The sequence below is a fragment of the Nocardia sp. NPDC004168 genome (assembly GCF_040610355.1).
GTDB lineage: Bacteria > Actinomycetota > Actinomycetes > Mycobacteriales > Mycobacteriaceae > Nocardia > Nocardia sichangensis.
The window spans coordinates 286066-309484 of record NZ_JBEXME010000003.1 but is presented as its reverse complement, the minus strand read 5'-3'; the positions used below and the strand labels follow the sequence as shown (position 1 = coordinate 309484).

The following is a 23419-nucleotide window of genomic DNA, read 5'->3' as shown; positions in this document are numbered from 1 at the left end:
GGTGTCGCACACCTGTTGGACAATGTGCGCGGGACGGGGTGGCGGGAGCGCAGTATCAGGCGGCCGTGGCGTGCTGGATGACAATGTTGCCGTAGGAGTTGCGCGCGTACACCCGCACGATGTCCTCCTCGCCCTGCGACCGGTCGACCGGTTGCATCCGGTTGCGCACGGTCCCGTGCTGGGCGTTGGTTTCCAGCTGCACCGCGCTACTCGGGCTGATTCCGACCTGGAGCTCGCCCATGGACGTTTCCAGCCGGAGCACGCCGCGCGACGCCTCACCGATACGGATGTCGCCTTTGGCGGTTTTCGCGGTTACCGAATCACGCGGGCGCTCGACGGTGATGTCGCCCGCGGATATCTCCAGGTCGCATTCGCCGAGTTCGCCTGCGCCCAGCAATCGGCCCACCGCGGCGGTGCCCTTCAGCTGGGAGCCGGTGGGTACCTCGATGGTCAGCTCGATCGACGGGTTGCCGCCGAACGGGGTGTAGGTCCGCCAGTCTTTCGGCGTTCGCACGGTCAAAGTGCCTGCGGTGAATTCGATCTGGGTTTGCGCGGCGGCGCGCACGTCACCCTTTTTGGACGCGTCGGCCGGACGGACCTCCACGACGGTGTCGATACGGTCCGAGGCGATCACCGTGACCGCACCGGAGAGCACGTCGATCGTGACGGCGATCGGTTCCGGGGTCTCGAACGTCGGCATGGCTGTCTCCTGTGTGTGAATTGGTTGGGGTGTGAAATGGGCGGCTGGTCGCGACTACACGCGCTTGTTGAAAGTGGCGCGCGACCACAGGTATCCGACGACGGCGAACCCGGCGCACCAGGCGAGCGCGGCGGCCGTGTAGCCACCTGAGGGGTGCCCGGCGAGAAACCCGCGCAACGCTTCGATGATCGGCGTGAAAGGTTGGTATTGCGCGAACTGCCGGATACCCTGCCCCATCTGGTCGGCGGGCACGATCGCGCTGCTCACGAACGGCAGCATGATCAGCGGCACCACGGTCATGCCCGCGGACTCCGGAGTCTTCGCGGCCATTCCCAGTGCGACCGTGAGCCAGGCGGCCGCGAACGACGTCGCCGCCATGATGCCGATCGCGCCCAGCCAGTCGAGTGCGGTCGCGGGCGGCCGGAACCCCAGCGCGAAGGCCACACCTATGACGGCCGCGATGGCCACCACATTGGTCAGTACGGTGGCCGCGACGTGGCCGGTCAGTACGGCGCCACGAGAGACGCTCATGACCTTGAACCTGTTGATGACGCCTTTCGCCATATCGGAGCTCACCGATACCGCGGTGCCCGACAACCCGTAGCTGATGGCCAGCAGGATCATGCCCGGCGTCGCGTAATCGATGTACTGTTCGCCGACATCGAACGCGTTGCCGAACACGTACACGAAGATCAGCATCATCACGACCGGCATCATGGCCGCGTTGAAGATCGTGACCGGAGTCCGGGCGATGTGCTTGAAGTTGCGGCGCAGCATGATCGACGAATCGGCCAGCGGCGCGGAAATGGTGCTCATGGTGCGACAGCCTCCTTGGTGGCGTGACCGGTCAGGGCGAAGAAGACATCGTCGAGGTCAGGGGTGTGGACGGAGACCTCCTCGGCGTCGACCGAGTGTTCGGCGAGCCGATTCAGCAGGTCCCGCAGTGCTTTCGTCCCGCCGTCGCCGGGGACCCGCAGGGTCAGGGCCTCGTCGTCGCGGGTGGCCCCCGGCAGGATCCGCGCCGCCGCATCGAGCTGCGTGACGTCGGTGAATCGGAGCCGGATGTGGCTGCCGGGCACCCGGCGCTTGAGGTCGTCAGGTGTGCCTTCGTCGACTATGCGGCCCTGGTCGAGCACCGCGATCCGGTCGGCCAACTGATCGGCTTCCTCGAGGTACTGAGTGGTCAGGAAGATCGTCACACCGGCGTTCGTCAATTCCCGGACGATCTCCCACATGGTGCGCCGGCTGCGCGGATCCAATCCCGTTGTCGGCTCGTCCAGGAAGACGATGTCCGGCTTGGTGACCAGCGTCATCGCCAGATCCAATTTCCGGCGCATACCCCCGGAATAGGTCGACGCCTGCTTTCGCGCCGACTCCGCCAAATCGAACCGTTCGAGCAATTCGGTGATCACCCGCTTGCTCTCGTGGGCCCGCAGATGGTGCAGATCCGCCATCAGCCGCAGGTTCTCCTCCCCCGTCAGCAGATCGTCCACCGCCGCGAACTGACCGGTGACCCCGATCGACGCACGCACCGCCTCGGCATCGGTCGCGATGTCGTGCCCGGCGACCCGCGCCGTGCCGCCATCGGCTTTCGACAGCGTGGTCAGCACGTTCACCGTGGTCGTCTTACCCGCCCCGTTCGGGCCGAGCAGAGAGAAGATCGTGCCCGCGCCGATATCCAAGTCGATACCATCGAGGATCGTCTTGTCCCCGTACGTCTTTCGCAGCCCGGAAGCCGCAATCGCTGAACTGTTCACAGGGATACTGTCGCGAGCCCCGCTGATACCGCCCTGACACCGGCCTGACACGTCCGCTGACACGGCATTCGGCCTGGTCAGCGCCGCATCCGACGAGCAGATGTCCGTGCACGTGCAGATCGTCTTCGCCGACGGAGGTTCAGAAGCGGCAGCCCTCCATCGGTGGTGACGACCTGCCGTCGTCAATCGCTGGTCGGGATCGTCGTTTCCGCGGGTGTGCCGAACCATAACGACAGCGCTGCTCGCAGGCCGTGCTCGGCGGTGTCGGCGGGTTCGTCGATGGTCGCGGCCCAGGCGATGTGGCCGTCCGGGCGGATCAGGAGGGCATCGGCTTCGCGGTTCTCGGCTTTGGCGGAGCGGATGTCGATGCGGTGCCGCCAGTCTCGGGCGGTATCACGCAGGTCCGCGCGGTCGGCGAGGTCGAGCAGGACGGGCCGTGCGGCGTGCATGACTTCGGCGACGCTGGTCGTCCCGTCGTCGGTGTGCAGGGTGAGGTCGGGCGCGAAGGTTCCGGTCGAGATGTGGTTGTTGGGATCGGGCAGTCGATAGCGGATATCGGCGCCGGCGATGAGGGCCGCCATGCGCCGCAGGGGCGGTTCGTCGGTGAGAAGTTCCTGGAAGACCGCCCGCAGTGCTTCGGAGGCCGGGTCGTGCCCGCGCCGCAGCGCGACCTGTGCCCGGGTGTGCAGCATGGTGCGCTCCCCGGCGAGATGGCGTTCCTCGTGATAAGTGTCCAGCAGGCCGGCCGGCGCCCACCCGTTGACCTCGGCGGCCAGCTTCCAGGCCAGGTTGACCGCATCCAGCATTCCGGCGTTGAGCGCCACGCCCGTGGCGGGAAACAGATGGGCCGCGTCACCGGCGAGCAGGACCCGGCCCGCGCGATAGCGTTCGGCGTGGCGGGCCTTGAAGGTGAATCGCGACAGCCGGAATGTCTCCGCCACAGGCAGATCCACTCCCAGCACGCGACGGATGCTGTCGCGCAACTCTGCCACGGTCATCGGCACGTCATCGTCGTATTCGACGGTCTCGTCCTCGATCGTGTAGACGGACAGCGCCTCCGAGGCGGGTGACACACCCATCCCGAACAGACCGCGATCCGTCCGCGTGAAACCCGCACGGATGGCGTCGAACCCGGGAACCTCGAGGTCGCCGTTGTCGAGCCGGGTCACCGAATCGGGCACGGTGATCTGGGCCAGCCGATTCACCTCCGGATATACGGTGCCGGGGAACGGAATGCCGGCCAGGTCACGAACCCGGCTGCGCGCACCGTCGCAGCCCACCAGATAGCGGGCGGTCACCCGGTACGGCCCGACCGGCCCGTTGACCTCCGCGGTGACCGCGTCGGCGTCCTGCCGCACATCGAGCACCTGGTGTCCGCGACGGATATCGACGCCGAGTTCGCCGACGTATTCGCCGAGTAGTCGCTCCAGCTGCTGTTGCGTCAGCGGCAGGGCATGCATCGGGGACTCGTCCAGCTGGGTGAGGTCCACGTGCACACCGCCGAACGGGAACCGGGGAGCCGGAATCGGATCGGTGCAGGCCGCTTCGAACCGATCCAGCAAGCCCCGGTAGCGCAACAACTCCAGGATCTGCCCGCCGAGACCACCGGCTTTCGGGGTGTCCCGCGGCTGCGACTGCCGCTCCAGCACCAGCGGCCGCACTCCGGCCGAGCGCAGCTCGGCGGCCAGCATCAGGCCGGTCGGGCCCGCGCCCACGATGATCACGTCGGTATGCATTGCTACTCCCATCCCAGCCGATTCCGGCCGCGGCAAACGATTTCGGACAGCCCAGGTCGCCGATCGGGCGCTACCGCGCCCCGTACCTGCCGTGCCGGGGCCACCCGCCCTTGGAATTGGTGACCGCGCGCGGAGGCACGGGGCGAGTCACGAAGCGCTGCTGGTTGGTCTTGGTCGGGAAGGTGCTGCGTTGCTTTCGCATATCGGTTCCGCCTTTTCGAATACTCATGTGAAGCCACGGGATGCCGGAACTCCGGCGGGTCTGGCGCCGGATCAGGCGCGGTCGAACCAGGTGACCTGCGCGCCGGTGCTGAACTCTTGGCGCTGGGTGACCTCGAATCGCGTCGGCTCGAAATTGCCCGTGAATGCCCTGATGCCGTCGCCCGCGATCACGGGGTAGCTCTTGATGATCAGCTGGTCGACCTCGCCGAGGAGCTGTCCGGCCAGATTGCCGCCGCCGCAGAGCCAAATATCCAGGCCCGCTTCCTTCTTCAGTTGCCGGACCAGCTCGACCGGATCGGCGTCGACGACCTCCACCTGCGGGTTGTCCACCGGCGCGAGGGTGCTCGAGAAGACGTACTGCCTCAAGTGGTTGTACGGGCTGGTGCAGCCGATGGCGAGGCCCGGTTCGTAGGTGCCGCGACCCATGACCAGGGTGTCCAGGGTCTTGTTCGGCGTGTCGAGGGGCATGCCGACGGACTCGCGCAGAGGCGTCGGCACCGTCTCCGGATAGCGCTCGTTGATCCACGCCGTCATGTCCTCACACATCGGATAGAAGTCGAATTCCCCCTGCGTCCCGCGATGTAGCCGTCGAGGGAGACCGCCACGTAGTAGACAAGCTTTCGCATCTTAACCGCCTCAACTGTAGTACTCTGTGCGAAGTGATTTGAACCGTAGTACTACAGATGGAGTGGTGTCAAGTGGTGCGCACGAATCCGGAACGCAGGCAGGCCCTGCTGGATGCGTCAATCGAGGTCCTGGCCCGCGAAGGGGCACGTGGCCTGACCTTCAGGGCGGTCGATCAGGAGGCGGGAGTGCCCGCCGGAACCGCCTCCAATTACTTCCCCAACCGGGACGCACTGCTCGTCCAAGTCGGACACCGCTATTACGAGCGGCTGATCCCCAGCGACGCCGCCATGGCGAAATCCCGCGGACCGCAGACCCGCGAGTCCATGACCGAACTCATGACCGAGGTGGTCGACCGGGTCTCCCATTTCCGCACCGGCTATCTCGCGATCCTCGAACTGCGACTGGAGGCCACCCGGCGGCCCGAACTGCAGGCGCTGCTCACCGAGCGGGTACGCGCGGATCTCGACTTCAATATCAGCAACTATCGGGAGTCGGAACTGCCCGGCGACGAGGACGCCGTTGTGGTGCTCTACCTCGCCCTGAACTGGCTCATCCTCGAACGACTCACCCTGCCCGGCATTTTCGACGAGCAGCGGGCCGCCGAACTGGTGCGGACGATCGTGGACCGGGCAATACCCGCCCAGGTCAGGTAAACCGGAACGATCCATCCATTGTTCGAACCGATGCTCTCCGAGAGGAAGTCAGGCATGACGAGACCGTTTCGATTCGGGGTCGTCGCCCCGCTCAGGACCGACCTGCCGACGTGGCGAGATCGCGTGCGCCGCATCGCCGACAGCGGCTACTCGACGCTGCTGGTGCCCGACTTCCCGCAGACGCAACCGGCGCCCGGCCCCATGCTGGCCACCGCCGCGGCCCTGACCGACCTGCGCGTTGGCACCTGGGTGTACGCCTCTCCGCTACGCCCGCCTTGGCTGACGGCGTGGGAAGCGCACTCGCTGTCGCTACTCACCGACGGACGCTTCGAGATGGGCATCGGCACCGGCAGACCGGGAATCGAGGACGAACTCCGCGACAAGGGACTGTCCGTCGTGCCACCGAACGAGCGGCTTGCGCAGGTACGTGAGACCGTCGAAACGCTGCGCGAACTCGACGGCCCCGACCTGCACACGCCCGTGGCGATGGCCGTACTGGGTCCACAGGCCCGGTCGTTGGCGGCGGAGGTCGCGGACACGGTCACGTTCGCGCTGGGGGCTCAGCCTCGGGGTGAGGTCGAGCGGCTGGCACGCGACTTCCGCACCATCGGGAACGTCGAGCTCGCGCTCGCCGTGCCGGTCATCGGCGACACTGTCGCGCCGCACATGGCGCCACCCGACACCGACCCTGCCGCGCTTCGCGCGGCGGACGCACTGGCCGTACTTCCGGATGATCCGGCGGCCGCCGCCGAGGAAATCCGGCGGCGACGGGAGGAGATCGGCTTCTCCTACTTCGTCTTCGGCGCCGACCTCGCCGACCGGTTCGCTCCGATCGTCGCCGAGCTCGCCGGACGGTAGCCGAGCAAAAGGTCATGCCCACCGCCGACTACGCGGCACCATGGCATGGCGTCGATGTCGGTGGACCGCGGGTTCACCATGTCGTTGCCGCCCGGTACGGACCCGTCGACCGGGCCTGATCGGCGAATCCTGAGGTGGCTGGCGCGGCGCTAACTCGGAGGGGACGGCGATGCGTGCCCGAGCCGCAGTTGGCAGCCGATCACCGAAGTCGGAACTGTGATGCGGATGTCGTACTCTATCCACTTCAAAGGACCCACGGCGGTGGCGTAGATGCTCGACGCTCGCGCCATTTCCCCGCGTTCGCGATGAGCTTTGATTATCGCGGCGATACTGGTGATCAGCGCGCCGACCAAATCGGACTCGGTGGATGGCTCGTGAACCTCCCTGCACAGCTGCGCCAGGACGAACGCTACCTTCTCCAGATCCGGCGCGGGCGGTCGGAAGATGTGCGGGCGCGCGCGGCTTCCGGCCGCGAGGGCGGACCTTCCGACTTCGTGCGCGGCAACGGCGAACGGTCCGCGCGCGTCCGGCTCGACCCGCCACGACCACATCGCCAGCACACCGGATACCTGGCTTGCCGCCCACCGCCATACCGCGCGCTCATTGCTCGGAACACGCGCCAATATCTCGTTGAAGCTCCGGACATCAGCCAGCGCGTATGCCCACAACTCGGTGCCATCCCACAGCACCGTTTCCCTGGCCGACCGCGTGACCGAACGCGGAAGTTTCCACTCGGTCTGCGCGTCCGCCACCGCATGCGCGTCAGGTTCCCACCCATCCCGCAAGTCGGGCAAGCTCAGGCCTGCACCGACCTCGAGGTCGGTGATCGCCGGACCGAGGCGTGCACTGTGGGCGTCCCGCCATTGGGCGATGTAGCCCGCGACATAGCCGTCGACGACACTGACTCGGGGCCGCAGGACGGTCCCGGTCGCCCGCATCCGGCGTATCCATTCGACCTCCGAGCGGCTGACCGCGGCCGCAGCGCGGAGCGTGCGCCGCAGCATCCGATAGTCCGAGCCGTCGCCGTCTTCCAGCCGCTCGATTCCCGACAGCATCTGCTGCTCGAAACTCGCACCAGGCCCACGCAGCCCCGGCGTCACCGACCGATACAGGCAAAGGTCACAACCGCTCAATGCGACATCCGATCAGTCGACGAACCGACGACCACCCTCGGCCGATGGGAGTGAATCTCGGCCTCGTCAACCGCCGCGTCAGCTGGCGACGCACTCACCGTCCTTGGATGGCCCCACTGAGCACACCGAGTTCCTGCCATACAACCGACCCCTTCGACATCCGGGTGTTCGCACGAGTAGACGATCACCGAAAAGGAAGGTCAGACGTTAGATAGATGAAGCACAAACGGCTTGGATAAATGTTCTGGCGCCGATTACATCAAGAACACCAGCCAGACCGATGGGAACATATGTTCGACTCGAGGTAAGGTGCCGGAGTATGCCGGACCACGAGCCCATCCCCTTCGCTGGAACGCAGATCGACCAGGTGCGCAGGCAGCTGCTGGATGCGGCCGCGTTCGGCAAGCATCTGCGACCCGAGCAGCTGGAGAACATGGCGGGCAGGCTGGCCGAGGGTTTGCGCGCTTACACCGAGGCCATCACGGCCGCGACCACACCCGCGGCCCCGCCCACCGACGGGCGCGCCTGCCTCGACTACCGCGGCCGTCTCCGATGACGGTCGGTGTCCGCGAATTCCGTATTCATCCCGAGCGCGGGACCGGGCGGATCCGGCGGCGGGCGGGGATGTCGGCGGTCCCTGCCCGGTCGGTAGGCCGGCTAGATCGGACGGAAGCCGGCTCCGGGACCACCGCGCGCGTCGACGTCGTCGATGATGGCGGTCATCTTCGTCCCGAGCTGAGGTCCGAGGCAGGGCACCGTCACGTATGCGTTCACCATGCTGACGAGTGTCGTTCCGACCACGACCGGCCCGCCGGAGTCACCAGGGACGACACATATCTGCGTCCAGGTCCACCCGGACTCCAGCACGTCTCCGTAGGTCAGTCCGCAGGTGTGGCCGGTGCTATAGCCTTCCTTGCACGCGATATCCGGGAACTGCGCCGGACCGCCCACCTGGGCGATCGTCGTGTTGCCGACGCGGCTCACCGGTACGACTTTGTCCGGTTCGAACACGATGACGGCGTAGTCCATGTCGTTGTTGGCCTGGACGATGGTGCCGACAACGCCGGCGTCGCGATCGGCCGCCGCGGCGACGGTGGTACCCGCACCACCGCAATGAGCCGCGGTGAATCCGACCAACCGGCCCGCGCCGTCGTGCCCGATCGTGGTGAGCGTACAGAGGCCCTGATCGTTGACGGCGATGCCGGAGCCGCCGCCCAGCACGACCGGAGCGGCGGCGCGCACCATGCCCGCGTGCGCCCCGATCAGCGTTGCGCATGCCGCGAACGCAGCAGCTGTTCCCGCAAGTTTCTCGAACATGCCGGATCCAATCGGTCGAAGGGGAAGATCGTCCCCCCCATGCCGCGCGAACAGTACTGCTGTTTACTTGAAGAACTCGTAGACCAGGCATCCAGACGTCGTCACCAATCTTGCGGGATCGAGCCTGGTCGAGTGCGCCTCCTAGGTGACGAAACGCCGACGGTCACGCCACGATCTGGCGAGGGTGCGTGACGCGCGGCGTTCGTCGTTTCCTCAGCGATGCCGTCCAGCAGATCATGCGATGCAGATCGGGAAGACGAAGAGCAGCGGCGGGATGAAGCAGACCGGCCAGAAGAACGGAGCAAAGAACAAAACGGCGTCATCGGTCTGAACTTGCCCATGCTGGGAGACATCTACGGCTGCCGGAGGGGCAGGCACAGGCGCTACGTCCGGGGACCCGGTAGCAACACCCGAACCGAAAGCGATCATTGGCACACAGGCTGCCGCAGCTGCGGCTGCGATAATCTTGTTTTTGGTCATTGTGCTTCCTTCAACTGACGGTTGGGATGCCTTCGCCCGTTGAAGGCTCCCTCTTATGACCCCTCTAACTCTTCTCTCAGGAAGCTCGCAAGATCATCGTCCTACGGGTCGGAAAGACTCACCCCTCGGGGTGAAACCCGAGGCGAGCACGGGTTCGCGCACCGCGCCCGCGTCAATGGCCGAATCTCGTCGGCGAGTCGACTTCGCCGGCCCGATGCCCGCGAAAGACAGGTTCGAATTGCCCGGTCGGCAGCACCGAACCGGCCACGCCCGGAAAACCTCAGCGTCGAAACAGAGGCGTTTCCCTTGTCCCGCCGGATCACCTGCGGTTCCCGGTCTTCCGCGGTCGGGAGCAGGCGACCGCGCCCAGGGCAGGCCGGATGCCGTTGAGGCGGCGAGAATCTCGCTGAACCGGGTTTACGGCACAACGATTTTCGGCGCGGACGGCCGCCCGGTCGCTACTATCCAACCTACTGTTACCTGATCAACGAGGGGATGTTCGGTGCAGTCAGGCACAAACGGCTCGATCGGCGAGCGCCGCACAATCGCGATCGTCGGCGGGATACGCCCTTGCGGGGTGGAGGACCGTCCGTCGTGGACCGAGGACAACGGCGCCCGAGCCGCGCGGGAGGTCGGCGCCGAACTGGCAAGGGCAGGTTACGACCTCTTCGTCTATTCCAGCGCGCCGCGATTCGTCGAACGCGATGTGGTAGCCGGATACCTTTCCGTCGAGCCGTGCAGAGCCGGTTCCATCCATGTCCGGCCACCGTACGGATCTTCCGAAACCAGTTTCCCGCATCCACCACATAAGTCCGGCAGCTTCGAAATTCGTCATGAAGCGGAAGACGACTGGGAAGTCTCTTATTACCGTTCGCTGCGTGAAGCCGATGGTGTCGTACTCATCGGTGGCGGCCGCACCACATTGATCACCGCGATGGTGGCGATGGCGTTCGATATTCCCCTCGCGCCCGTCGCCGCTTTCGGTGGTGCCGCGCGTAAGGCATGGGTATCGATGGGACGCACCGGCAATCTCGTCACGCCGGAAGAGCTTTCGATCCTGGGCGGCGAGTGGAACGCCGGCGCCGCTGAGAATGTCGTCGCGATCCTGCGCACTCAGCAGGAACGCAAACAATCAGCGGAGACGATGCGGTCGCGCGCCGAGCGGCATGCCAAGTACAAGTCCGGAATCGGGCTGCTCTTCGGCGCGCTCTTGCTGATCGGCGGATTCGCGATGATCCCGCTGGTTTACGCGGTGGACGGCAACGCATCGCTCACCCTGGTCGGGCTGATCGCGGGCTCCCTGCTCGCGGCGACGTCAGGGGCGATAATCCGCACTGCCGTCGACCGCAGGGAGGACTGGGCGCGAAGTTCGGTATTGGGGATGTCGGCGGGTGCGATCGCGGTCCTCTTGTTCATCTCGGCACAATTGGCGACCTCGCCCGATCTGTTGACGGGCCCCGGCGCGCGACGGCTCCTGTTCTTCGTACTGTCCGTCGGTTTCATCGCGGGCTACACCTTCGACGCGGTGTACGCCAAGATCCGCCAACAGCAGGTCGTCGACACATCCGGCCTGCGTTCGGTCCTTCCCGAGCCGCAGGCGGATCAGAATGGCAACTGAGAAAGACTCTTCCAGCAGGCCGAACGTCTTTCTCAGTCACCGGTACCGATCACCCGATGTCAACCTGTTCTTCTGGCGAATCATCCGGAAGGTGCAACCGGTCGCCTTCCGCGTGGACGAAGGGCTGACCTTCACCAGCCCGACACGGCTGGAACGGATGATGCGAGACGCGGACGGGTTCGTGGGCATATACCCGCTACCAGGAGACGCGCAGACGGCGTGGGATCTGCGCACGCTCCAGCACGAAGCGCGGTACTTCCTGCTCGAGTTGAGCATCGCCGCACGCCTGCGGTATCCCAGCATCGTTTTCTGCGACCACCGGTACGGCGCCCTGTTCCGGTGCCCTCCGGAGATACGAGTCGTTGAGTACGACCCGCAGGAGATCACCGACGAACGCTATTCGCCGCTGATCGCGCGCGTCACCAAAGCATTCGAGACTTTCGCCAACGGTTTGCGGGCGCATATCTCCGCACGCGCCGGAACACGCTCGTACCGCCGAAGAGAAGTAGGCCTGCTGCTGAACCGGAGCAGCAGGGCGGAGATCGGCGATGTGTTGGAAAGCAGCCTCGAGGAAGCGGTGTGGCAGCCCGTGAACCTGGCCTGGCCGCCTCGACTCGATTTGACGTTCGTCAGCCGGCTGCGCGAACTGGACTGGCTGGTAGTCGCACTCGACGACCCGGCGGCATATATCGCGGCGAGCTTTGCCGCAGGGCACGGCGTGCCTACGCTGCCCCTGTTGCACACGCCTGCCGATAGAGTGCCCGACCAACTCTCCGGAGCGTTGTTCGAGGATGTCCAGCCGCGCCACAGTAGGCGGGTGTTGTCCTGGCAGGATCGCGACGACCTCGGAAGCTCTTTCGAGGAAACCCTCAATGTGATCGGGCATCAGCCCCGGCTTTTCCACGACGCCGATCAGGCCAGCCGATATTTCACCACGGCCGCGCTTCGCAAAGAAGTCGTATTTCTCAGCTACGCCAACGAGGACAGAGAAACGGCGGACCTGTTCAGCCGGGCCCTGCATGCCAGGTTCCAGGAAGTCTTCGACTATCGGAAGACCGGATCCATACGCACCGGACAGAACTGGCTGGACGAACTCATGGACAGCTTGGCGAAGACAGCGGTCGGCGTCCTGCTGCTCTCGCCCAGCTACGTCGCCAGCCCGTATTGCGTGACCGAGGCTCAACGCCTGTACCAGGCCAGCATCGAAGGCCGCGCGACACTGCTACCCGTCCGACTTCAGCATGTGGAGCTACCCGAGTTCCTCAAAGGGGTCCAGTACCGCAGGCTTCCCGGCAACACCGAGTCCGATGTCGAAGCGGCGGTGCAGGAACTGATCGAATTACTCGGCGATGCGGAGCTCGGCGAGCAATAGCATCTGCCCCACACCCGGCTGCGACACACTAGCTTCGTCGAATCGACGTGTCCACCCGCGCCCGGATACTTACCGAGCCACCAGAAATAGGGGCTCTCCCGCCTGGTTACGATCAGCCCAACGTTCTGAGAGGAAAATCATGACCAAGCCCTTCGCCGCTGTGCTCGCTGCGGCCGCCGCCGCTCTACTCTTCCTGCCCGCCGCACCCGCGCAAGCCCAGTCCCCCTTCTGCGCCAGGGCCATCGAGCTGATCAACCTCGCGATCGACACGAGCGGCGGCACCATGGACACGGCGACGGCGACAGCACTGTCCGACCGACTGAGCGGCCTGGCCCTTTTCGCCCAGGGCGCGGAGAAGGACGTCATCACCGCCTACGCCGACGCACTGGTAGATGCCAACGTCACCGACCTCGACCCCTACACCGACAATCTCAACCGCGTCTGCGCCGCCTGACCGCAAGTCACTTAACCCCTCAGCGTCGAATCTGAGGGGTTTTGCGCTGTCTCTACCTGGTCACATGCCCATGCGTTCCAGCGCCCAATCCGTCGCGGCTTCTACGTCGTCAGCCGGGACGGACCACGTAACGTGAATCGGCGGAGTCACCCACCGATGCCGACGCCGGCCACGATCGGGCCGGATCACTCAACCTCCGAACTCGCGGCGCACGGGATACGCCCTCCCGGATTCGGCTCTTCCGCGCAGCGTGAGCCTCATAACGCGTCCTTCTCTCATTCGTCGTAGTCGGACGGCCACACGATCATTGCGACGACCGCCGGGAGGGGTAGGCCGATCACGAACGAGAGTCCGATCCGAGCCGCGCTCACCGGAGCACCTCGCCGAAGCGGGCCAGCGGCCGAATGAGGCCTGTGGCGAGGCACATTCGACGTCGACGATAGCCATTGCCCGATCCATCGTCACCGCGTCTCGTCCCCTTGGCGTTGGTGAGTTCCCGCCGCCGAGGAGCACCGTCGACCCAGTGGCGGGCTGAATCGAAGTTAAGTGAGCTGGGTTCTCGGGCCGACGATTTCGCCGTCATCGGGCGTCCACACCCGGGCTAGGCTGGAGTTGTGGAACCTGGGGTGCTGTTGCGCGCCGCCAGGGAGGCGGCGGGAATCTCGCTGCGCGGGATGTACACCGTGGTCGAAAACCTTCGCCCGTGAAGCGCGCACGGCACGAGCCGATGCGGCTGCGCTCGCGTCCGAGGTAACGCAATATCGAGGTTGGCTGGAGCACGCGGTCGGAGCCGACACCGCCGCCCGGCGCAGCCTGGCCACGGCGGTAGGTCTGGCGGCAGACTCCCGTGACCCGGACCGCCTTGTGCACAGCCTGGGATTCTCCGGTTGAGTCACCTGGATCGCGACCGGGGATTACGGCGAGGTCGTCGCCCTATCGGACGCCGCACTCGGCGTGTGAGATGCACATCCCGTGCTCGTCGCCTACGCACATATGCGGCGGGCCGAATTACTGGCCGCGCGCGCAGAAACACGCGAGGCACAACGCGCCATGGCCGCCGCCGACGTCGCGACGGAAACGGCGGACGGCGTCGAACCACCCGAGGCGATGTACTGGTGGACTCCCGGGTTCGGCGCCGTGCAGCGCGGCGGGGCTCTTGCACTGCTCGGACGCCATTCCGAAGCGGTGCGTGAGGCAACACAGGGACTGGCGACCATGCCCCATGAGCACCGGCGGACGGAGTGGCTGGCGTCGGCGCTGCGCCGAGTCGATCCGGATCTGACCGGCGACGCCTGACCTGACAGGGCAGGCCGGCAGGCATAATCTCGCACCGTCGACAAGCCGCCCGGCAGGGACAGCGGGCGGCCCATCTGCAGAGCGATTCGCATCCATGAGCCCTTCGGCCGCAAGGTGCTCGATGAGACGAAATCCATTGCTGTCGCAGCGCCGTTCTGGATCAACTCGGCTGTCGAATTCGGCGTTTCCGCAGATCAGAGGGGGTTTGCGGGGCGGGCGGGGCTCGAACCCGCGACCAATGGATTATGAGATCAATCACTGTCAGCGGTGTGCAGACCAGAGAAGACACCGATCATTGAGGAGCATTTTCCAATAATCTATTCGTCTTCATCGTAGCGCCCGCTACAACACTTCCAGGTCGAGAGTGACGCCGAGGTGAGCATAGGCGGAGGGGGCGTTGGTCAGGACCGGGTATCCGGTGACCTCCGCTTCCCACGCGACGTGCGCGACATCAGGCGGGATCGATGTTCCGGCGGATTGGGCGACCAGCGCGACTCCGGGCACGATGGCTTGGCTGAACGGGGTGACGGTAAATCCGTGAGCGTCGAAGTCAGCGGGCTCGGCTCCGGCAAGCACCGCGACGTACAGGCTGGTCGCTGGGATGACGAGCGGTCGGCGCTCACGCACACTGAACCCGATCACCGTTTGCGCGTAGATGCTTCGGGGCAACGCGAGCAGAGCGGACGCGTCAAGGATCGTTCCGGCGGCGGTCGGCCTCACGCGGCGCCGTGACCGTGCAGGCGCCGGTCCGCGCGGTCAAAGAACGCCCGCGCCCGCGCTTCGGCGGCGGCGACCTGCTCGGTAGACGGTTCGCCATGCTCAGCCCGCCACCGCGTGATCGTCTCTTCGACGGTCGTGCGGGTCTCCCCCGAACCAGCTGCGGAAGCGATATACGCGCTCACCGAGCGGGCCTGCCCGGCCTTGACGGCGTTCTCGGCCCGCACCACCAGCTCCTCCGGGAGGGTCAAGCTCACCTTTCGCGTACTCATGGCAACGATCCTACCTTTATCGCACCCATGATGTTGACCGTATCGATTGCATCGCTTTCCAACTGCGCAATCCCCCGCATGACTGGAGACGGGCGGCAACGACAATTCGCGCGAATTCAGACGTAGGCATCGGCCTGGGTGGGCGTATTGATGCCTATGCGTCAGTTCTGGTCCGCGTGGCGGCGAACGGCTGTTCGCAGATAGCGCACAGGATGGGCGCATCGTCGATTGTGCGCTGCACGGCCCGCACACGCGACACCCGGTCACAGCCACAGGTCGAATGCACGACCAATGCGTGGTGCGCGCTCCCGCTCCTCATCCTACGTTCGGCGGTGTGCGAGCTCGGCCCCCGATGCGCAGGCCGGAGGCGAAATCAACAGTTCCCCACCTAAGCGCTAACTCGGTCTCTGCCGCTGCGGACTCCGACACGTAGCGCGGCTAGGCATCGGACCGGAGCGTCTCCTTAGATTGACAACCAGTCAATGAGCGTGCACATGTCAGCTACGCCGAGTATCTAGCGTTTTGATCCAGTCTCGCCGGTGCCACCCCGAACTCCTGCGCGAGCCAAAGGCGGAGCAGCAGAGCGCCGGATTCGGCTAGAACCCATGCGCGGACATGATCCGGCAGCGGATGATCGGCGTGCTTCGCCTCTTTGTAAGCGGTATTGAAAGCATCCGCCCACGTAGCAAAATCAGGGAACGAAGATATCCCATTATCCGGGCTGCCATATATTACGGGTGTTATTTGACAATTGAGGGATTGGTAAATCAAGTCTAGATATTGAGGAAATGAGAGACTGCTCGTCGGATTGCTGATCCGACCGGTCATCAGGCCAATTCTGTGACCTAAGCCTTCTATCGAAACCGCGATTTGCATCAGGAGCGCCTCGACCGGAAGATGCTTTTGGAAGCGAGAGGTAACCAGCGGTCCTACGATACGCGTCCAGCTATCATATTCTTCGATCCATCTGCGCAGGCCGGGAGCGCCGACATCAGCCAGTCGAAACAGTGCCGGTCTATTGGACTCTATCGTCATAGGAGTACTCCAATCACCTCTCCCTCCCCATGTCGCGATCGCGTCGCGCCATTTTTCGCCGAGTGGCTCTCCAGTCGATATTTTGACTATCGGATGGTCAATATTGTTCGCAGAATGTACCCGGAGCCCGCATTGTGTCCAGCGTGCGATGACTACCAGGTCTTGCACCATCTGATGAACACGGACATGCTTCTCCCATGGGATCGTCTGCGGGGTTTGCGTTTGAACGAAAGTCTTCTCAATTATAGTGTAGACACCATTCGTCGATGAATGCTGCGTAGAGAAGTGCGGATATAATTTTAGGCCGAAATCCGTACCAATGCTTATCGGGTCACGCGCTTTCGCCGTTTGGCTGACTTCAATAATTAGTCCACGAGAATCGGTCTCAGGAGGGGGTGTCACAACAGATGACAGCCCGGCCCAGGCGGCAAGTCCCCCAATTTCGCTCCTCAGTCCGTTCACACTCCAGTAGTCTTGTTCCATGGAGCCAATTTCTACGGCATACTCCGCTTCCAATTTTAGCGAACCGGGACGATCACCAAACGTACTGCTTGTCGATGACCGATAGCGACATCGGCCCAAGCCGATGAAGCCGTACCGGTCGCGAAAAATTAACTTAGCGGGAATCTCGACCTCTTGGTCGCCTGATGGGAATGACGGCATACCCAGTTCGCTGGCAACCGTATCATCCACTGGCATCTCGAAAGTTATCGCGCGGGGAGATATTTTCAGTTGCCCTGCGCCGATACGATTCGCACTTTCGACCTTGTGAAGAAATCCAACCCGTTCAGTCAGATCTCGAAATGCTTCGGACACCACCACTCCCGACTCTCTTGGCCATGATCTGGGCGCGCATGAAGAGGCCGCGCAAGCCGTACATCGTGAGATGTGGGTCACGTGTTGCACATGACCAGCATCCACGTCGGAGTGACTCGCCCGGTACGCCGACAGCCGAATCGCCTTCCAGTCAATCGGCGGGGTTGAGCCGAGCAACTCGCGTCGCGGTGTCGCCTGGCGGCGTCTGTAGGATTGCTCACCCAGCGGCGGGTCCCCGCCCACTGAGTCAGTGGGCGGCCCGCCCCTTCAGGGGCGCCCATCCCGCGGATCGATCCGCGCACGTTTAGCCGCAGCGCTTTCGGCTGTGCGCGGATCTTTGACCGCAACTGCCAGAGTCGACTTCGGCCGGGACAGAGAAGTGCGCGACCTATTCACCTTCGCCAGGGAGGCGGCCCCTACGCAACAGTGCTCGCCCGGCAACCAACATCGCGTGGATGCTGGGCACAGCGCTGGGAAGCCCCTCGTCGCCGCGCCTCTCAATTATAGAAACGAATGTGTTATTTATTCGACCATCGACAACTGCACCGTACACAAGGAAAGGCTTCAACTCCTCGGGCTGCCGCGGAACGTCGATTATGGTAAAGTCACCTTTCGCACCGGCAATTACTTCCACCCTAAGACCGTCGGGTTGCGGATATACGCGATGCTGAATATTTTGCATATACCTGCGGCGCAAATTCGGATCATGCGGAGTCGGCGAAAGAGAGTTGATCATATCCTTACCCCCGTCTTTCTTGGTTGCAAAACCAATCAGCACGAGACCGCCATCAGGCGAGTTTGCAAATTGCGCAACCGACCGAGCAAGTTTCAGCTGCCCGCCATCCTCCCGAAGGCTATAGTGCTCTCGCTTCACTTCTAGCCAGTCATTCTCATGCTGGCCAATCAAGGCACCGGCAAAGCCACCTCGAAGCAAGTCCAGAACATTAGACCTGGTCAGACCTCCGGCTACCGCCTTAAGTAGAGCAACGACTTCAAGTCCATCATTCGCCAAGGCCTGAAGGCTTCTGCCTCTGAGCGATATACCTAATTTAAGGTTGACATGCCAGTAATTTCCACCAGAATCCAAGTCTTGCCGCTCTTGAATCAATTCCATCTTTTTTCGAGCAAGCAACGGCAGCACGCGATCCGCAACAGGAAGGCCAACTTCTTCATTCTCCGGAAAATCGTCGCCGTACACATTGAGTTCCATTATGAGCTTTTTTTGGTGCAGCGTGAAAGAGACTTCCGAGTAAGGGAGATGCTCGATATCGCGGTCAGGTTTTCCCTCGACAATGACATGCAGAGTCGGCGTGTCGAACTCGTAGACTGCGGCATACCTGCGCATGGCAGATTGAATGTCGACTGCTGGAACGTCTCTCAGGTCGGCGATATGAGCGTTCGGCTGATCGTAGTCTTCGGCCTCGCGTTCGACACCGTTGAATGCCCAGTACCGCCCCTCATCGAGGACGGTCACGCTACCGCTCGTCAGCATGACTCGTTTTTGCACGCAATGATTCTTCTACACCGGCAGGCGGTTTATCCTCAGATCGCCCTCGGGCGGGCACTACCTGCATGCACGATCGCTGCACAGCCGTCTACCAGCTTCATCGCCGACCGTGGTTGGGGTCAGTGGCGCGGGCGTTTGGCTCGGCGTCGAGAGCGGTGATGACGTCGTGCGGTAGTAGCGTCGTTGACCGCAGTCTTCGTAGTCGGCATGTTCGTCCATGAGGTGCCGCGTCGGTCTCGACCACCGCTAAGGGCTGCTTGCACACCCCGCACAGGATCGGCCCGGCCACGATCGTGCGCTGCGCGGCCCGCACCCGTCGCGCCCGGCTCGCCAGCCGCATACCAGGGCACGCCCGTTGCGCGGGGCGCGCTCCTTGTCCTCGCCCTCGGCCCCGGGTTCCTTCGCTCCGTCCGGTGGTCCCGGGGCGGGGGTCGTGTTCGTTGCGGCGGTGCGCGATCAACATTTTCGCCAGCGCGTCGATCTCGTGGCGGTATCGTGTGGCGACCTCGGCCGGCTGGCTGGTGGCGATCCAGCCGCGGTGCCCGTCACGAGCGACAGTGAGCCCGAGTTCTTCGGCAACCTTCTTGTACCGCCCGTTGTGGTAGGCACCGCCACGGCTGACGTCCTGCACACCGCGTGTGCGCGCGATCCCGTGCGCGGCCTCCTCTTGTGGTCCCTCCCTCGCCCCGTGTCTCGCATACGCCGCGACCGACCGAGCCACCCGCTCACCCCACTGAGGCTGAACGCGACATTTCTTTCAACCCAGCTACGCTCCGAACCCCTCCTCTTGTGGTCATCCCTTCCCTTGTGGTCCCCGCCCTTCCTTGTGGTCATCTCTTGTCTTTTCGTCTTTTGTGTTTTGTGTTGTCTGCTGCCCTGCCCGGCCGACACTCTCTATGAACAGCGAAGCCATAGAGAGTGTCGGCCGGGCAGGGCAGGAGGCGGCGCAAAACACCCCAGGTCAAACGCCAGTTTGGCCCGGGCATGCCGGGACAGTGCCGGGACCTGAATATCCCGGCAGTGTCCCGGCTTTATCCCGGCAGTGTCCCGGCACAGTCCCGGCATGTCACGGTCCGTCGAACCCTTGCGGCAGAGCCAAACATGCTACTGGACCGACTTGTTGCTGCGGTCAGCTATTCGGTTGTTGTGGTCTCGGTCTCGCAGTAGCGCCACTCGATTCTGGTGACAGTGGTGTTGGGCTGGCAGCCAGAGTGGGTGGCACAAAAAAACTTGACGAACTGGCTCGGGCTCATATTCCCGAAACCCTCGGCGAGAACGTCTTCCGGCGTGATAGCGGCCAGTGGTTCCCGCCGGATCGATACGATCTCAACATCGACGACCCGGACGAGCGGTTCCCCGGGACGGCGTCCCATGACTTTCCGGCACAGGGTGACCCGGTCACCAGGTCGGAGCATTCGCCAGCCCATGCGGCGGGTGACGGTCTTGGTGCGGGCGTGGACTTGCTGTTCGGTGAGTGACACCGACATCAGGCGGGGCATTCGAGGCCGACCTCCTGTCCGAGCTGTTCGACGACGGCGATTTCGCCGTAGACGCGGACACCGAACCCGTTGCGGTTGGGGTAGGCCCGTTCGCCGAAGCGGGTGTCGAGTCCGGTGGCGGTGAGCATCGCGGTTACCGCGGCGATGGCGTCGGCGTCGCCGGACAGCCGAATATTGACCATGCTGGTCACGGGTGGGCTCCTTCCTGAATGTATTCCTGAGCGGCGGTGAGGGTGCGGGTCACCGTCGATTTGGTGATCTGGACGTGTTCGGCGATGCGAGCGTGGGACCAGCCCTGCTCATGACGCAGGCGCAGTATCTCGGCGACCTTCTCCGGGTCCCGCCGACCGGCCGGGTCGCCGCTGCACACCGACTCCGCGACGGTCGCCCACCGGCCAGTGTCCACCGCACCGGGCGCCGGTGCGTGATGCGCAGGGGCCTCGATCGCGACCGGTTCAGCGGTGCGCGCCAGCTCGGCCGACGGCGCCGAGGCGGCGAGTTCAGTCGATGTCGAGCGCGTTTCGGTGTGGACCTCGCGCACCGACACGGTGCGCACGGGCTCGGGCCGGTGCGCGGGTTCGGGATCGGTGTGGACCGCTGGTTCGGTGGCGGTGCGGTCGGTGCGTGCGAGTACCAGCAGGGCGATGGTGGCCTGTCCTATGGCGCCGTCGATGATGACCGGGAACAGTCCTGCCAGCGATTTGCTCATCCCGACCTGTATCGCGAGTTCTCGCAGAGCGTCGAACGACAACGCGAACGCGATACCTGCGATGGACGCGGTGAGCAGCACAACTACCCAGTAGGCGAACCGCGCCTTGTTCTGGGCTCGAACCAGCAGACCGACGCCGTGGGTTGCCGCCAGCAACGCTACCGGCGGGAAACATGCGACGAACGCCGCGATCCACCGCTTGTCCTCCGGTGCGTTGATCCAGGCGTGAACGATGTTGCCCGCGATCGACATCGCCGCAACCAACAGCAACTCACCCCAAAAGAACCGGATCGCCGACGCCTCTTCCGGAGTCCGTGCACCGGCCTGTGCATCGTCTGGTGCGCTGCGGTGCACAGCAGGATCGCTGCTGCGCACCACGTCCGCACCGGAGCTGAGTCCGGTCACGGCTCACGCACCCTTGCTCGCGGCGGCCGGGGTGTAGACGGCGGTGAACAGCCGCGCCCGCGAGTACTCGGGGTCGGGTCCGGTGTAGGTGACCGACAGGGTCGCACCGATCTCGAAGTCCTCGCTGCCTGCGTTCTCCAGTGCCAGCCCGATGGCCTGTTCCATGCGCCAGGACACGTACAGGTTGCGTGGTCCGGTGCCGGTGTCGAGGGTGACGACGGTCTGCATGACCGGCTGGCCGTCCTCGTCGAGTTCGACCTCGCCGGGTGCGCCGCCGAACTTCAGCTTGGGTTCCTCGACGGCGGCAATGATGCGGCCGTAGACGGTGGTGCCGGGCTTGCTGGTCTTGGTGAACGCCGACGCGGGGCGGGCGGCACGGCGGAAACGCTGTCCGAAGGTGTTGGTGCTCATGATGGATGGGGTCCTTCCTGTTGTGGTGTTCAGCGGGCGCGGGTCCGGTCGGGCCGGCCGCGGCTGGTCGTGGGGTGCAGGTCGTGGATGCTGCGCGGGGATCGGGGCCGGTCGAGGTAGGCGACCGGTTCCAGTTCGTCGAGGTCGTGTCCGGCGTCGAGGTGGTCGCAGAGGTCCTTGCCGTCGCGGGCCTGCAACACCCGGACTTCGCCGACGCGGTCGGTGAGGGATTCGGCGACCTGGGCGGCGTGGCGGTAGCCGGGCCGGTCGCGGTCGGCGACCACGATCACCCGGCCAGCGCCACGCAGCCAGCGCGCGTGGTCGTCGGTCCACTTCCCCGCGCCCATCGCGTTGCATGTCGCGAGCTGCCCGGCCTGGCGGGCTCGCTGCACGTCCTTCTCGCCCTCGCACACGTACAACTCGCGCCCGGTGTCGAGCGCTTCGCGCACGTCGGCGAGCTGCCACGGCAGCGGAGCGAACCCGGTGTTGACCCACTCGGTTCCGGTCCAGCGCCGTTGGTAGAAGCTCTTGGCGTGCCCGTGCTCGTGCGGGGTGTGCAGCCGCACCACCGCGCCCTCGACGCGGCCGCCCGGCCACCGGTAGACGTAGGTGTCCACCGCTTCGGGCTCCCCGATCTGGGCACCCAGATCCCGCTTGGCGGGCAGCGGGAACCGAGCCGCGAGGATGGCTTTCTCGACCGGCGAGGCGACGCTGGCCGGGCGGGCGGGCCGCCCGCCGCCCGCGTACGGCCGACGAGCAGAGCCCTGCTGGTTGGTACGCTCCGGCAACCGGTCCCACAGGTCGCGCACCCGCAACCCGATGCGGTCGAGCACGTCCTGGTCGTCGCAGCGGGCCCAGCAGCGCACCATCGTTTTGCCCTGTCGCGGGTCATATCGCACGCCCAGGCTGGGGTTGTGGTGGTGGCCGTCGCCCTCGTGCACCGGGCACAGGTAGTTCGTCCACTGCTGCGGCTCCCGCGGCCACTTGGCCGGACCCACCCGGCGAATCAACGCCGCAGTGACGACCTCGTACGAATGGCCCTGCTGCGGAGACTGTTCGGTCATCGTCACCGCCCCCGCTCGATCTCCGGCCGCTGAGCGGCGGTGAGGATGCGGGCCTGCTCGATACTGCGCCGCTGCACCCCGTCCAACGAATCGGCGCCCGGCAAGGACAGCATCCGCCGCACGGAGCTGGGCGAGCGCGACCACAAGTCGTGGACGGCCTTCAGGTACTTCCACTCCCCGAGATGGGGGCCGTTGCGCCACCCCTGGTCGATCGCCTCCTCTTTGGCGTAGAGGCTGTGGATCTCCGACTCGCTCGCGCCCGGCCGGTCCCGCAGCCGCGACAGCCGGTCGACCTCGGTGAACGCTTCGCGCATCGCTTCTTCGTGCTCGATGTGCATGCTTCACCGCCCCCGCTCGAGCTGTCCGCGGCCGGATCGGGGCGTGGGCTGCTGGGAGGTGGCGCGGTGGATGTAGCGGCGGGCGGCGTCGCGGACTTTCTCGCTATCTCGACCGGCCAGTTGCCCGGCCTGGCGCAGACTGCGGTTCTGGAGGTCGGTGACCCCTTCGCCGCCGTTGTGGTCGATGTTGTCGAGGAACCGGAACATGGTGTCCGGCGCCTGCCGCCAGTCCTCGTAGGCATCCGACAAGTAGCTCCAGTGCTCGGCGTGCGGCCCTTCGCTCCACCGCTGATCGGTCTCGCGGCGCTGTTCGACCATGCGGTCGCACTCGGCATCGGTCGTGCCCGGCCGGTACATGTCCTCCCCCAGCTGGGTGAACCGGGCGAACTCGGCCCGCATCGCTTCCTCGTGCTCGCGTTCCAT

Annotated in this window: 26 protein-coding genes and 1 pseudogene; 7 read left to right on the top strand and 20 right to left on the bottom strand. The window is 64.9% G+C overall.

Translation table 11 applies throughout. The features are described 5' to 3' along the window. Positions 1-55: 55 nt before the first annotated feature. From ABZW96_RS08495 to ABZW96_RS08470, 6 genes and pseudogenes are all read right to left on the bottom strand, one after another. Positions 56-700, bottom strand: coding sequence for a DUF4097 family beta strand repeat-containing protein (locus tag ABZW96_RS08495; RefSeq protein WP_355072644.1), 645 nt, complete (start codon positions 698-700; stop codon positions 56-58). A 54-nt stretch (positions 701-754) separates the two neighbouring features. Beyond that, positions 755-1516 carry an ABC transporter permease gene (locus ABZW96_RS08490; RefSeq protein WP_355072642.1) on the bottom strand — a complete coding sequence of 254 codons (762 nt, stop codon included), beginning with the start codon at positions 1514-1516 and terminating at the stop codon, positions 755-757. After that, positions 1513-2457: an ATP-binding cassette domain-containing protein gene (locus ABZW96_RS08485; RefSeq protein WP_355072640.1), complete on the bottom strand. Its 945-nt coding sequence runs from the start codon at positions 2455-2457 to the stop codon at positions 1513-1515. Before ABZW96_RS08485 ends, ABZW96_RS08490 begins: the two co-directional genes overlap by 4 nt. 182 nt (positions 2458-2639) lie before the next feature. After that, the gene (locus tag ABZW96_RS08480; RefSeq protein WP_355072638.1) at positions 2640-4193 is read right to left on the bottom strand and encodes an FAD-dependent monooxygenase; all 1554 of its coding nucleotides are present in this window, start codon (positions 4191-4193) and stop codon (positions 2640-2642) included. 70 nt (positions 4194-4263) lie between these two features. Beyond that, positions 4264-4395, bottom strand: a complete 132-nt coding sequence (locus ABZW96_RS08475; protein ID WP_355072637.1) for a hypothetical protein — start codon at positions 4393-4395, stop codon at positions 4264-4266. A gap of 71 nt (positions 4396-4466) precedes the next feature. Then, positions 4467-5041, bottom strand: a pseudogene (locus ABZW96_RS08470) (dihydrofolate reductase family protein). Between the two features lie 72 nt (positions 5042-5113). Here ABZW96_RS08470 and ABZW96_RS08465 point away from each other — a divergent pair. Together ABZW96_RS08465 and ABZW96_RS08460 are read left to right on the top strand one after the other, a co-directional pair. Further along, positions 5114-5695: a TetR family transcriptional regulator gene (locus ABZW96_RS08465; RefSeq protein ID WP_355072635.1), complete on the top strand. Its 582-nt coding sequence runs from the start codon at positions 5114-5116 to the stop codon at positions 5693-5695. A gap of 54 nt (positions 5696-5749) precedes the next feature. Next, complete coding sequence (locus ABZW96_RS08460; RefSeq protein WP_355072633.1) at positions 5750-6553, top strand: LLM class flavin-dependent oxidoreductase; 804 nt, start codon at positions 5750-5752, stop codon at positions 6551-6553. Between the two features lie 149 nt (positions 6554-6702). Here ABZW96_RS08460 and ABZW96_RS08455 read toward each other — a convergent pair whose 3' ends face one another. Next, on the bottom strand, positions 6703-7653 hold the full coding sequence (locus ABZW96_RS08455; RefSeq protein ID WP_355072631.1) for a hypothetical protein: 951 nt from the start codon (positions 7651-7653) through the stop codon (positions 6703-6705). Between the two features lie 352 nt (positions 7654-8005). On the opposite strand from ABZW96_RS08455, the gene ABZW96_RS08450 reads away from it, so the two are divergent. Next, positions 8006-8242 (top strand): DUF6374 family protein, encoded by a 237-nt coding sequence (locus ABZW96_RS08450; RefSeq protein WP_355072629.1) that lies wholly within the window; start codon positions 8006-8008, stop codon positions 8240-8242. Between the two features lie 101 nt (positions 8243-8343). Here the strand turns inward: ABZW96_RS08450 and ABZW96_RS08445 are convergent, their stop codons facing one another. Both ABZW96_RS08445 and ABZW96_RS08440 read right to left on the bottom strand, forming a co-directional pair. After that, positions 8344-8931 (bottom strand): serine protease, encoded by a 588-nt coding sequence (locus ABZW96_RS08445; RefSeq protein WP_355072976.1) that lies wholly within the window; start codon positions 8929-8931, stop codon positions 8344-8346. Between the two features lie 306 nt (positions 8932-9237). Beyond that, positions 9238-9483 carry a hypothetical protein gene (locus ABZW96_RS08440; protein WP_355072627.1) on the bottom strand — a complete coding sequence of 82 codons (246 nt, stop codon included), beginning with the start codon at positions 9481-9483 and terminating at the stop codon, positions 9238-9240. Positions 9484-9985: 502 nt separating this feature from the next. Here ABZW96_RS08440 and ABZW96_RS08435 point away from each other — a divergent pair. From ABZW96_RS08435 to ABZW96_RS08420, 4 genes are all read left to right on the top strand, one after another. Beyond that, positions 9986-11101 carry a hypothetical protein gene (locus ABZW96_RS08435; RefSeq protein WP_355072625.1) on the top strand — a complete coding sequence of 372 codons (1116 nt, stop codon included), beginning with the start codon at positions 9986-9988 and terminating at the stop codon, positions 11099-11101. Further along, positions 11091-12473 carry a toll/interleukin-1 receptor domain-containing protein gene (locus ABZW96_RS08430; protein WP_355072623.1) on the top strand — a complete coding sequence of 461 codons (1383 nt, stop codon included), beginning with the start codon at positions 11091-11093 and terminating at the stop codon, positions 12471-12473. The genes ABZW96_RS08435 and ABZW96_RS08430 overlap by 11 nt, the downstream gene beginning before the upstream one ends. 139 nt (positions 12474-12612) lie before the next feature. Beyond that, positions 12613-12927, top strand: a complete 315-nt coding sequence (locus ABZW96_RS08425; protein ID WP_355072621.1) for a hypothetical protein — start codon at positions 12613-12615, stop codon at positions 12925-12927. A gap of 972 nt (positions 12928-13899) precedes the next feature. Next, positions 13900-14223 carry a hypothetical protein gene (locus tag ABZW96_RS08420; protein WP_355072620.1) on the top strand — a complete coding sequence of 108 codons (324 nt, stop codon included), beginning with the start codon at positions 13900-13902 and terminating at the stop codon, positions 14221-14223. Between the two features lie 342 nt (positions 14224-14565). Here the strand turns inward: ABZW96_RS08420 and ABZW96_RS08415 are convergent, their stop codons facing one another. The 11 genes from ABZW96_RS08415 to ABZW96_RS08365 form a co-directional block, all read right to left on the bottom strand. After that, positions 14566-14943, bottom strand: coding sequence for a hypothetical protein (locus tag ABZW96_RS08415; protein WP_355072618.1), 378 nt, complete (start codon positions 14941-14943; stop codon positions 14566-14568). After that, the gene (locus ABZW96_RS08410) at positions 14940-15212 is read right to left on the bottom strand and encodes a hypothetical protein (protein ID WP_355072616.1); all 273 of its coding nucleotides are present in this window, start codon (positions 15210-15212) and stop codon (positions 14940-14942) included. The genes ABZW96_RS08415 and ABZW96_RS08410 overlap by 4 nt, the downstream gene beginning before the upstream one ends. Before the next feature lie 501 nt (positions 15213-15713). Further along, complete coding sequence (locus ABZW96_RS08405) at positions 15714-17063, bottom strand: hypothetical protein (RefSeq protein WP_355072614.1); 1350 nt, start codon at positions 17061-17063, stop codon at positions 15714-15716. 388 nt (positions 17064-17451) lie between these two features. Further along, the gene (locus ABZW96_RS08400) at positions 17452-18570 is read right to left on the bottom strand and encodes a hypothetical protein (RefSeq protein ID WP_355072612.1); all 1119 of its coding nucleotides are present in this window, start codon (positions 18568-18570) and stop codon (positions 17452-17454) included. Between the two features lie 1133 nt (positions 18571-19703). Continuing rightward, the gene (locus tag ABZW96_RS08395; RefSeq protein ID WP_355072611.1) at positions 19704-20069 is read right to left on the bottom strand and encodes a hypothetical protein; all 366 of its coding nucleotides are present in this window, start codon (positions 20067-20069) and stop codon (positions 19704-19706) included. After that, on the bottom strand, positions 20057-20260 hold the full coding sequence (locus tag ABZW96_RS08390) for a hypothetical protein (protein ID WP_355072609.1): 204 nt from the start codon (positions 20258-20260) through the stop codon (positions 20057-20059). Before ABZW96_RS08390 ends, ABZW96_RS08395 begins: the two co-directional genes overlap by 13 nt. After that, positions 20257-21183 (bottom strand): DUF2637 domain-containing protein, encoded by a 927-nt coding sequence (locus ABZW96_RS08385; protein ID WP_355072608.1) that lies wholly within the window; start codon positions 21181-21183, stop codon positions 20257-20259. The genes ABZW96_RS08390 and ABZW96_RS08385 overlap by 4 nt, the downstream gene beginning before the upstream one ends. A gap of 3 nt (positions 21184-21186) precedes the next feature. Further along, positions 21187-21594 carry a hypothetical protein gene (locus ABZW96_RS08380; protein WP_355072606.1) on the bottom strand — a complete coding sequence of 136 codons (408 nt, stop codon included), beginning with the start codon at positions 21592-21594 and terminating at the stop codon, positions 21187-21189. A 29-nt stretch (positions 21595-21623) separates the two neighbouring features. Further along, a complete protein-coding gene (locus ABZW96_RS08375) occupies positions 21624-22658 on the bottom strand; it encodes a toprim domain-containing protein (protein ID WP_355072605.1) in 1035 nt (344 codons plus the stop codon). Between the two features lie 2 nt (positions 22659-22660). Further along, positions 22661-22996 carry a hypothetical protein gene (locus tag ABZW96_RS08370; RefSeq protein ID WP_355072604.1) on the bottom strand — a complete coding sequence of 112 codons (336 nt, stop codon included), beginning with the start codon at positions 22994-22996 and terminating at the stop codon, positions 22661-22663. A 3-nt stretch (positions 22997-22999) separates the two neighbouring features. Next, positions 23000-23419: a hypothetical protein gene (locus tag ABZW96_RS08365; RefSeq protein ID WP_355072602.1), complete on the bottom strand. Its 420-nt coding sequence runs from the start codon at positions 23417-23419 to the stop codon at positions 23000-23002.